The organism is Kocuria sp. UBA1838, from assembly GCF_002338785.1.
In the GTDB taxonomy this organism is placed as follows: Bacteria; Actinomycetota; Actinomycetes; order Actinomycetales; family Micrococcaceae; genus Kocuria; species Kocuria marina.
The window spans coordinates 110,198-121,089 of the sequence record NZ_DDIY01000017.1; the positions used below are offsets into that span (position 1 = coordinate 110,198).

The 10,892-nt window shown below is 63.0% G+C and carries 5 protein-coding genes, 1 tRNA gene and 2 pseudogenes; 6 read left to right on the top strand and 2 right to left on the bottom strand.

All coding sequences use genetic code 11. The features are described from left to right. Nucleotides 1-10: 10 nt before the first annotated feature. The 4 genes from B3I25_RS09600 to B3I25_RS09615 all read left to right on the top strand — a co-directional run bounded on the left by B3I25_RS09600 (nucleotide 11) and on the right by B3I25_RS09615 (nucleotide 4,002). Nucleotides 11-1,243, top strand: a complete 1,233-nt coding sequence (locus tag B3I25_RS09600) for a sugar ABC transporter substrate-binding protein (protein ID WP_035960781.1) — start codon at nucleotides 11-13, stop codon at nucleotides 1,241-1,243. A 110-nt stretch (nucleotides 1,244-1,353) separates the two neighbouring features. Beyond that, the gene (locus tag B3I25_RS09605; RefSeq protein WP_286738756.1) at nucleotides 1,354-2,871 is read left to right on the top strand and encodes an ABC transporter permease subunit; all 1,518 of its coding nucleotides are present in this window, start codon (nucleotides 1,354-1,356) and stop codon (nucleotides 2,869-2,871) included. A gap of 100 nt (nucleotides 2,872-2,971) precedes the next feature. Then, entirely contained in the window at nucleotides 2,972-3,787 is an 816-nt protein-coding gene (locus B3I25_RS09610; RefSeq protein ID WP_414672707.1) for a sugar ABC transporter permease, read from the top strand. A gap of 130 nt (nucleotides 3,788-3,917) precedes the next feature. Continuing rightward, a tRNA-Ser gene (locus B3I25_RS09615) sits at nucleotides 3,918-4,002 on the top strand. Between the two features lie 344 nt (nucleotides 4,003-4,346). Here the strand turns inward: B3I25_RS09615 and B3I25_RS09620 are convergent. Further along, on the bottom strand, nucleotides 4,347-8,198 hold the full coding sequence (locus tag B3I25_RS09620) for a hypothetical protein (protein WP_286738758.1): 3,852 nt from the start codon (nucleotides 8,196-8,198) through the stop codon (nucleotides 4,347-4,349). A 483-nt stretch (nucleotides 8,199-8,681) separates the two neighbouring features. Between B3I25_RS09620 and B3I25_RS09625 the strand changes: the two are divergent. Continuing rightward, nucleotides 8,682-9,629, top strand: a pseudogene (locus B3I25_RS09625) (IS3 family transposase). A 27-nt stretch (nucleotides 9,630-9,656) separates the two neighbouring features. After that, a pseudogene (locus B3I25_RS09630) lies at nucleotides 9,657-9,878 on the top strand (tyrosine-type recombinase/integrase); the annotation flags it as partial. Nucleotides 9,879-10,237: 359 nt separating this feature from the next. On the opposite strand, the gene B3I25_RS09635 reads toward B3I25_RS09630, so the two are convergent. After that, nucleotides 10,238-10,630 carry a hypothetical protein gene (locus B3I25_RS09635; RefSeq protein WP_085108731.1) on the bottom strand — a complete coding sequence of 131 codons (393 nt, stop codon included), beginning with the start codon at nucleotides 10,628-10,630 and terminating at the stop codon, nucleotides 10,238-10,240. Between the last annotated feature and the right edge of the window lie 262 nt (nucleotides 10,631-10,892).

Consider the following 10,892-nt stretch of genomic DNA (forward strand, 5'->3'; position numbering starts at 1 on the left):
GGACAAGCCCATGAGACGCACGCGGTGGGCAGCCGCTCTGGCTGGTTGCGCTCTGCTACTGGCCGGGTGTTCGAGCGTACCCACAACAGGGGTGGCGGGGCTGGGCGGAGGGCCGGGGGAGGTCACCATCCAGGCCGGTGACGACGAGATCCCCGCGCTGCGTGAGATCGCGCAGGAATACACGGCCGACACGGGTGTGAACGTCCGGTTCATCGAGCGCGAGATCAACGCCCAGGCCATCTCGAACTTCATCTCCCAGAGCCCCACGGGTCAAGCTCCGGACATCATCGTGTCACCGCACGACAACCTCGGACAGTTGGCGGCCAACGGGGTGGTCGCCCCCGTGGAGCTGGGGGACCGGGGTGAGGAATTCACGAAGAACGCGCGGGACGCCGTCGTCTACAACGGAGTCAGCTACGGGGTGCCCTACGCCGTGGAAAGCGTGGCCCTGGTGCGCAACAATGCCTTGACCACTGATGATCCCGCGACCTTCGACGAACTGCGCGCCGAGGGCCATCGGCTCATGGACGAACGCGGCATCAAATACCCCTTCACGGTGAGCCAGTCACCCGATGCCGGGGATCCCTATCACCTCTACCCCCTTCAGACCTCGTTCGGTGTGGAAGTGTTCCAGCGGGGCGCGGACGGTGAGTACTCGAACGAGCTGGCCATGGGTGGACAAAATGGTCACGAGTTCGCCCGCTACCTGGCGGAGCTGGGGCGCAGCGGTGACCTCAGGACGTCCATGACACCGGACATCGCAAAAGAATCCTTCATCTCCGGGCAATCCGCCTTCCACATCGCGGGCCCGTGGGAGCTCGGCGACATCGAAGCCGCGGGTATGGACGTGACCGTTCTTCCCGTCCCGTCCGCGGGTGGGAAGGAAGCACGCCCGTTCGCCGGAGTCCAGGCGTTCTTCGTCAATGCGAACGCGGCGAATCCCGTGGCCGCGCAGGACTTCGCGACCAACTACCTGACACGCTCGGAATCACAGACTGCGCTCTACAAGAGCACGGGGCGGCCACCGGCCAGCAAAGTGGCCATTGACGGTATGCAGGGTGACCCGCTGCGTTCCGCCTACGCAGAGAACGCCACCAAGGCACTGCCCATGCCCGCCATCCCCGCGATGGGCGCAGTGTGGTCCTTCTGGGGAACCACCGAGAACGGAATCGTCAACGGCAACGGGGACCCGATCGAGCTGTGGGATCGCATGATCGCCAATATCGAAGGACAGATCCAATGAGCACGACCCCCGCCCGTCCAGTGATCTCTCCGACGGAGAGGGACTCAGCAGGTGACGGCCGGCCGGAGTCACCTCCGAGCATCCGGCATTCCCACTCGCGCGGCTTCGGCATGGGGTTCGTGATCAAGCTCGTGCTCATGGCCCTGATCAACGCCTTCGGGCTGTTCGGCATCCTGTCCGCATGGGCGGCCGAGAGCTGGGGCATCCTGGTGTTCCTGCTCCTGGCCCTGATCGCGGCGGACCTCGTGTACTTCCTACCGACCCGCAGGATGCTCCCGGCTAAGTACCTCTATCCCGGGCTGATCTTCCTACTGGTCTTCCAGATCTTCGTGGTCCTCTATACCGCGGCCACCGCGTTCACCAATTACGGTGATGGTCACAATTCCACGAAACAAGCGGCCGTCAATCAGCTGACCCGTACGTACGAACAGCGGGTGGCGGGTGGTCAGGAATATCCGGTCTCGGTGCTCAATGCGGACGGTGACCTGGCTTTGGCGACCGTGCAGGACGGCCGGGTTCTCGTCGGCTCCGCACACCAGGCGCTCAGCCCGGTCGAGGGTGCGACCGTGACGAACGGTGCCATCGATGCGGTCCCCGGTTACGACATCCTCGATTACGGGCAGGTCACCGCGGCGCACGACGCGGTCATGGACCTGCGAGTCCCGGTCTCCGATGATCCGGCCGTCGGCGCGCTGCGCACCGATGACGGCCGCACTGCGTATCCCTATACGCCCACGTTGGTCTACGACGAGCAGGCCAATGCCATGGTCTCGGACGACGGGACCGTGTACGCGGACAACGGGCAGGGAGCCTTCGTCGGCCCGGCGGGAGAAGAACTGCGTCCCGGGTGGCGGGTTTTCGTGGGGCTGGACAACTTCGCGGCCATTTTCGATCCCGCCATCCTTGGCGGGCCGTTCGTTTCCGTCACCCTCTGGACCTTCGCCTTCGCGATCCTCTCGGTGGCCCTGACGTTCTTCCTCGGTCTGTTTCTGGCCATGCTGTTCAATGACAAGAACCTCAAGTTCCGTAACGTCTACCGGGCCATCATCTTCTTGCCTTACGCCTTCCCCGCGTTCCTCTCCATCTTGATCTGGGCGGGGCTGCTCAACGCCGACTTCGGTTACATCAACCAGGTGCTGCTGGGCGGGGCGAACATCCCGTGGTTGGACAATCCGTGGCTGGCCAAGGCTTCACTGTTGCTGGTGAACCTGTGGTTGGGGTTCCCCTACATGTTTTTGGTAACTACCGGCGCGCTCCAGTCCATCCCGTCGGAACTCTATGAATCCGCGGACATGGACGGTGCGGGAGCCGTCCAGAAGTTCCGCTCGATCACTCTGCCGATGCTCATGGTGGCTGTGGGGCCCCTTCTGATCGCTTCCTTCGCCATGAACTTCAACAATTTCAACGTCATCTATCTGCTCACCGGCGGCGGGCCCCAGGACTTAGAATCCACGACGGGAGTGGGGGCCACGGACATCCTGATCTCGTTCGTCTACAAGATCGCCTTCGCCGGCGGTGCCAACGACTACGGAGTTGCCTCCGCGCTGTCGATCCTCATCTTCATCATGGTGGCGGTGGTCTCGGCACTGACCTTCCGCCGCAGCAGGGCACTCGAGGAGATCAACTGACATGTCCACATCACGAGTCTCGAACGTCGCCTCCAGGAAGCCAGGGTCCCGGTCACGGCTCAGTGTCGGACAACGGTTCGCCCGTGGGGGATGGAAACACGTGGCCGCAGTCATCGCGTGCGTCTTCGCCCTGTTCCCCCTGGTCTACGCGCTATCGGCCTCGTTGTCGCCCACGGGGTCCTTGTTGGGATCCAATGACCTCTTCGCGGAGATCACCGGCGCCAACTACCGAAACCTTCTTAACGATCCACAGAACCCGTTCTTGACATGGTTCGGAAACTCCATGTTGATCTCGTCCATCACGACTGTGGGCACGGTTCTCATGGGCGCGGCAGCTGCATACGCCTTCTCCCGGTTCAGGTTTAGGTTCCGCACGGGCGGTCTGATGTCCCTGTTGATCATTCAGATGTTCCCGCAGTTGCTGGCCTTCGTGGCAATCTTCTTGTTGCTCTTCAGTATTTCCGAGGTGTATCCGTTCCTGGGGCTCAATTCCCGCATGGGTCTGGTCGCGGTCTACCTGGGGGGCGCGTTGGGGGCGAACACCTTCTTGATGTACGGCTTCTTCAACACCATTCCACGTGACCTGGACGAAGCTGCGACACTGGACGGCGCATCACACTCCCAGATCTACTGGACGATCATCCTTCCCCTGGTCACACCCATCCTCGTGGTCGTGGGCATGCTGTCGTTCATCGCGTCCTTCTCGGACTTCCTGTTGGCTCAAATCGTGTTGCAGGACCCGCAGAAGTACACCTTGGCCGTGGGCTTGTACCAATTCGTCTCCGTACAGTTCGGTGAGAACTGGGGAGTGTTCACCGCAGGCGCCATCCTGTCGGCGATCCCCGTGGTGCTGCTGTTCCTTTTCCTGCAGCGCTACATCGTCTCCGGTCTCACCGGAGGGGCCGTGAAGGGGTAGTTCGGGGGCTCACGACGTCGCTGGGCCCGCCGCGGGCGGCTCACTTACTTCATCGATTCGCGTCCGCCCGCCCAGTTCCGTTATGCTGATGGCCGCACGTTACCCACGTATGTGGGGCTCGTGCTTGCTTGGAGGATTCGCCTAGCGGCCTATGGCGCACGCCTGGAACGCGTGTTGGGTTAACGCCCTCGGGGGTTCAAATCCCCCATCCTCCGCACTGCGAGAAGGACTCCTGACCAGGAGGAATGCCTGGTCAGGAGTCCTTTGTCGTATCCCTCCGACTCCAAATTGACTCCTCAGGGTCCAGGGCGTGGGCACGAATGACGCGTCTGACCGTCCCTTCATAGTCGAAGGGTCCCGGCGACGATGCTGTATGGGATGCGCGCACCGGGGAACGCGCCAGCCCGCTCTTGAAGCAGCACTGACGAACCTGGGCCATCCCGCCGTCCCATACTTGCGAAACGGCGGGATGGTGATGTGGCCCTGGTCCTCACTGTTTTCGAGAATGTCACCCCGCGGCAGGCTCACTGTGCCGACAGAGCACACCTGCAACGGCGCGTCAGCGACGCATGCGGCGTTCCGCGCTCTCATCCTCGTGTCGGGCGTCAGCATCGTACGAGGCGGCGATCTGGTCCAGCAACTTCCCGGTGCGCGGCCACTGGTCTCGGACGCGGTCGGCCCATCCGCGGTATTTCTCGCCCAGCGCGCGCTCTTGGGCTCCGCCGTCGTGGAGACCGCGCACGGTGATGCCTCGTTGGTTCTTCCGTGTGATGGAGAGCTGCTCCTCGAGGGCATCGTCCTGTTCTCGTTCGAGGACGTCTCGGACTGCCTCACAGGGCCAGGTGCCATCAGGGTCGGTCGTGGTGCCAGCAAGGGCCTCACCGATGGCCAAAGACGCGATGCCGGCGCGGTTTCGGGCGGCGAGCTGCTGGCGTGCTTTCACCACCCAGGCGTGCATCCGATCGGCGTCCGGTGTGATTCCGTAGGTCGCCCCAGGGAGCGGTTCGCGCCACCGACGGATGAGATTCCAGCATGCCTCGCTGAGCTGGTACTCATCGGCCGACCGCTCGTCGCCTGTGCCTTGATCGCCTGTCCCCTCCCTAGCCGATGATGGATCGATCTCCGGTTTCGGGTCGGGTGTGTACATGTGACTGACTGCCTCTGCGAACAGCTCGGCGTCGTCTGCGAGCTGCTGGTGCAGGGCGCGCGGTTTCCGGTCCTCATCGAAAAGCGGCAAATAGAAGAACTCGAGGCGGGCCAAGTCGTCTACAGGGACTCCGGCGGCTTCGAGTTCATCGAGAAGCTTGCCGATCGCATACTCGGCGGCAGGCAGCACCGTTAGGCTCTCCTTGCTGCCGGCCATGGGTGCACGCAACACTCGCAAGATGAGGTCCTGTGACGTAGATCGTTCGTTGAGGGACATCGTGTCTATGGCGCTGTAGGGGCGATTGGCGGCCAGGAGACCCTCGACGAACCTTTCCAGGACTTTGTCGTGGCCGCGAACAGGGTTGACTTGACTCCAGTACAGGAGCTGCTGGTCCTCGGACAGGCCAGCGACCAGGTCGAGGGTGTCACTTGTTGCTTCCTGTGTGAGCAGTAGCCAGCCCGCCTGGGTGGGGCGTTGCTCGATGGTCTGCACGAGCCAGCCCGGTGTTTGGCTGCGAAGGTTCACTAGTCCAACGGCCAAGGCCTGTGACTTGCGGTCTTCGCTGTCGATGAGGTCGAGGATCTGGTTGTCAAGGTTCGTGGCCGCCTGGCCGACGGCGTAACCAACGAAGTCGGCGCGTTCCACGCTCTGCGCCACCGTCAGGATGTCGTCGAGCCCGCCACCGAGGACCTCTTTGATGGCCTCGACACGGTGACGTTGCAGGTCCTCGCGCCCCTCCTCGGTGGTGATGTCGAAGCTCGAGGGCCGCCAGCTGAACAGTGATGGGTTCTGCTTGACGACCGCACCATTTTTGGTAAGAAATGTGTCGAGTGCGGCGACATCTTCGGCGGTCATCGACCATCGCGCCTCGGGAGATCGGCGGTGACGGTCGGCCACTCCCGACACTGCCTTGGAAACGCTGATCTGCTCTTCGGAGCTGAGTTGCTTCCAATTTGCGGTGAGCGCGTGGAGTACCTTGGCGCGTCCGGTCGGGGTGATGTTCCCTATGAGCTCGGCTGCCGCCAGCAGACCACCGCTATCACCTGCCAAGAGGCGGTCGGTGATGCCGTCGATAGCTTCGACGATCTCCGCGTGCGTTGACTTAGTGCGCGGCGTCGCCCAGTCGCGGTACCGGGGCCCGGATCTAACAAGGACGCTCCGCTTCGTCTGGGTCACGACCTTGACCAGCACGGCCGGTGCGATCACGGGCGAGGCACGCCGCACGGAATCGATGATGTTGAGGCGATTGGTCGAGTCCACAGCGCCCTGGGGGACCCGAAGGTGCAGCAAAGAGGTCAACGACTCCGAAGGCCGGTTGGCCCACTTACCACCGGGGTCGAATTCGGCCAGCTTGGCGAGGACGATCGCGACGCGGGACACGTGGGTGGGGGCGAACGCGAGGGTCTCCAGGGCCCATAGCAGGGGGGAGTGGTAGCTACGCTGCTGGCCAAGCCCGTCGTCGGTTTCATCGAAAAGCGCCATCACTGGACGCTCGGGCTGCCGCAGCGACGTCTCAACCGCGTCGAGGAACACCTCGGGTGCCGCTTCCGCGAACAGTGGCAGGAGGCTGCTGAGCGTCAGCCATCGGTCGGCATCAGCGTCGCTGAGCAAGGCCTGGACCAGACGGTTCGCGACGATCGCACCAGTCAGTTCACCCGCGATCGGGGTGTCGCCGACGACGGAGCCCAGGACGGCCAGCGTGGTCGCCATGCCGTTGCGGAGCGTCCCAGAGTGCCAGCGCCGGGGGCGGTCAGGGTCGAGGGAGTGCTTCAGACGCTCCTGGCCGGTCAGGTGTAGGGCCGGGTCGGTCTCGGTGAGTACCTTGGTCGCCTGCTCCATGAAGACTTGGAGGTCCTCGGCGCTCGGATTCGTCGCAATTGCATCCCACGCATCGATGGCGTCGACGAACGTCCATTGCGTGCCGACCTCGACAAGGGGTGGGTCGTCTCCCCGGGTCAGCGGCGCCAGATCGCGTGCAAAGTTGCGCCACGTCGGCCTTTCGGCGAGTGCCAGCAAGACCTCCTTGTCGCCCTCCGCGTTGGTGTCCCAGCCACCTGCCAGTAACGCGGTAGCCAGGAGCGACGCCCACGGCCCGGTCGCCCACTCGGGTACCTGGTAGGTGCTGTGGCGTGCGATGCGACGGCGCAATGAACGCAGGTTCCTGCGCGAGGCGCGGGCGAAATCGTCCGCGTCATGGAAATCAATGCCGGCCTTCATCCAGGCATCTCGGGCATCATTGATGCCCAACGGCGCAAGTCGCCCTTTTTCCCGCGCGTTGCGAGCAACGCGCGGGAGTATTACATGATGGCCAGCGTCGATGGCATCCTGCACGGAGCCAGGGGGGAACAGCGGAATGAGGATCTGAGGCTCTGCGTGCTGGCACCACCGGCGCCACGCGCTGTCGTCCTCGACAACCACGCTGCGGGCCAGGAGCGCTTCCAGTTCCTCCGGCGCACGTACTCGAGCTTGCTCGACACCCGGTCCGGCAACGTCTTCGACCGCCTCTACTTCGCCGGGCTCCGCCATAGCTTGCCTCTGCCCACTAGCGATCTCCGGTTGCACCTGCGGCCCTAACATCAGAGTCGCGGCCACAAAAGCGACCACCTCCTCGACCGTGGATGAGCATCTCTCAATAGCCTGAGGGCGCCCCTCAAGCTCGTTGAGAAGACGGACGGCATCTTTCTGACGGCCCGCCAGTAGCAATGTCGTTGGCGTAGGCGGCTTGGTCTCCACCGACCATCGCTCGAACCATCGGGCGAGACGCACAAGGCCGACCGGGCGGTTGAGATGATCCGACAGCCAAGAGTGGACTCCGGGGCACGTGGACAGCCAAGTTGTGAGGTCCTGAGCGTCAAGTACCCGGATGTCCTTCCACCCGTCACCCAGCGCCTTGGTCTCCTCCACCCAGTCTGCGTAGCCCCAAGAGCGGGTTGTGACGAAGACGAAGGTGGTGCTCGCCCGTTCCCCCGGGGAGGTTTCGTTGGTTCGCTTGGTGTAGTCGCGGGTGGCCTTGGACTTTGAGTTCGCCTGCGTGCTGGCCTCCCACACTGAGTTACCCGCCGGGACGTACGGTGGTGCGCCCCCGGGTACCGAAAGAATGCCGTCAAGACCCTTGAGCGCGATGCCTTCATCCGCGGGGAACCGGATCCGCTCCGGTCGAACTGTGGACATGATGAGTTGTCGGACCACCGCGGGCAACTGCCCCTGGGCATCACGGCGGCTAGACCACTGGTCGAGGTCACTGCTGGTCAGTTCGGTGCTCACAGACGGCCTTTCCTCTTCCCAGCAAACAACGCGGCATATTCAATCTACTCCCAAATTGCCGACCGAAGGGACGCGGCTCTCGACAGGTTAGGAATGACTGCGGTGGGCGCTCGGAGGATTCTGGAATCCCAAGTTCCCGCTGTGTTCCGGAGTGTTGTTGGGGTGTTGATTGAGAGCCCTAATATCTCTAGATGTTTCAGACTCCCGCCGCCGCATACAAGCAATTAGAGTCATTAACCTGCAATTCGATTAAAATCGAACGGAATGTACGTGATGTCACGAGGGACCTCGGTCGGCGGGTGAACGTCTAAGTGCGGTTCACGGTCCGTGCATGGTCTGCGGCGGGGTGATGATTCCAGAAACTGCTGTTCCATGCGTTAAGAGACATCGACTGGGACTGCTGCACGAAAAGGTGACCTGCGTCCCGGGAAAGGTTCCAGTTTCGGTGGCTAACTGGTGGTCTGATCCGGAAGGCTCACCATCATGCCCCGCCCCTATCCGCCGGAGTTTCGTGCTCGCGCTGGCGTGCTCGTGCTGGCGTGCTCGTGCGTGCCGGCAAGCAGGCCAAGCAGACCGCCGTTGAACTCGGTATCCATCCCGTCACGCTCTCGAACTGGATCCGCCAGGACGACATCGACAACGCCCGCCGTCTCGGTGTCCCGTCATCGGAGTCAGCACAGCTGCCCCGGCAGTGGCTGACGGGGCTGATCCGTGAAGCGCACGTCACCTCACACGGTACTAACGGATACCGCCGCGTCCACGCCGAGCTGACCATGACCATGGGTGTCACCGTCAGCGAGCCCACGGTGCACACGCTGATGCCTCTGGCCGGAATCTACGGGCTCCCCGGGCCGATCCGCACCACATGACTACGAGGCGTGGTCACGGCCGATGATCTCGTGAACCGGAAGTTCGCCCGCCCCCGACCGAACGAACTCTGGGTCACGGACATCGCGCAACACCGCACGCGCGAAGGCTGGGTCTACTGCGCCGCCGTCCTCGACACCTAGTAGTCGGCGAATCGTCGGCTGGTCGATCGACTCGAAGCAAGACACCACGCTCGTCATCAACGCTGTCGAGAGGGCCATCGGGAATCACCGCCCCGCACCGGGCGGAATCGTGCACGCGGGCCACGGGAGACAAGTCACCTCCTGGCTGTTCGGCCAGAAGATCCGATCCGCCGGACTCCTGCCCTCGTTCGGATCCCTCGGCGAGAGGCTGGACAACACGATGATGGAAAGCTTCTGGTCATCGATGCAGATCGAACTGTTGAACCGGAAGAGGTGGAAAACGCGAGTCGAGCTCGCCACCGCGATCTTCGAATACATCGAGATCTTCCATAACTGTCAGCGCCGACACTTTGCCCTCGGCTACCGGGCACCGATCGAATACCAAACACTCGACATCAACAACATCCCCGCCGCGAGTTAGCGACCCGGACAGGCACCAAATCCCTGGGGCAGGTCACTTCAGCGTGCACTTGAAGGAGCGGGGGTGGACTACCTGTCACCCCATGATCTGCGTCATACGGCGGCGAGCTTGGCGGTGCAGTCGGTTGCATCCGTCAAAGCAGTGCAGCGCATGCTCGGGCATGCCTCCGCCGTGATGACCTTGGACGTCTACGCGCATCTTTTCGACTCGGACCTCGATGATGTAGCGGCACGCATGGACGACGGGTAGCACGCTACCTGCTCCCTGTGACTCCGCAGTGACTCCATACCCTAGTTATCGGGGGTGATCCTAAGTGTTCGGCAAACACACATTAGCCCTGGTCGCAGAGCATTAGGGGACGTCAGCTGAAAGGAATAAGGGGGTTCAAATCCCCCATCCTCCGCGCTGTGATCGACGAAATGCGCCCCGTGTCAGCACGGGGCGCATTTCTCGTTTGTGCACTCTGGCCTGTGGGGGGTGGGCCCTCCGTCGAACCTCGTGTCGAATTGCTCGTGGAGTAAGAGCAGCCTCGCGTGCGCCAGGCTGCTCTTACTCCACTTAATTTTCACCATCGGAGGTGGGGAGAGAGGGTCCCACCACCCGAGGCGTCAGCGCTTCGGCGTGAACGACGTGGAGCACTTCCACGTGGTCTTGCCCGAGGTGGCGACGACGTCCACGACCACCTTGCGGTTCAGGGTGGCCCGGCCGATCGAGTAGGTCGTCACGGCGGTGCCCTTGGTTGAGGCGACCGCGGTCTTCTTGGTCGTGGTGGTCTTGTACTTGGCCGTGGTGGTGACGTTGGCGCGTGCGCCCACCTGGGAGACCTTCACGGAGGTCTTGGTGTACTGGCGGGGCTGCGTCACGGACATGCTGGCCTTGCACGGCTTGACCACGGCGGCCTCCGCCGGTGCGGAGGAGCCCACGGCAACGGTGCCGGAGGCGAGGAACAATGCGATGAGCCCGGTCGTGACCGAGCGGCGGATGGAGGTTGCGGCGGACATGCGCGGATCCTTCGTTAAGGGTGAGGAACCTCGTGGCGGGCGTGTGATGGCAGCTCCGCAGGCCCGTGCGGTACTCACCGATCAAGGGGGTGAGCACATCATAGGAACAGGAATGACCCTTGAGTAATATCCGCCGAATAATTACGATCGCACATGTCTGCGCGGAGCCGTCACCGGTTCGCGAGGCCCCGGCACTGGTTGGTCAGCCCGGTCATCTTGCCCTCGACCGCTTGCATGGGGTTGTTGCCGTTCTCGAAGTTGT

Bases quoted from the DNA above. Each gene is read 5' to 3' on its own strand.
- B3I25_RS09600 (WP_035960781.1), top strand. From the start codon at position 11: ATGAGACGCACGCGGTGGGCAGCCGCTCTGGCTGGTTGCGCTCTGCTA.
- B3I25_RS09605 (WP_286738756.1), top strand. From the start codon at position 1,354: ATGGGGTTCGTGATCAAGCTCGTGCTCATGGCCCTGATCAACGCCTTC.
- B3I25_RS09635 (WP_085108731.1), bottom strand. From the start codon at position 10,630: ATGTCCGCCGCAACCTCCATCCGCCGCTCGGTCACGACCGGGCTCATC.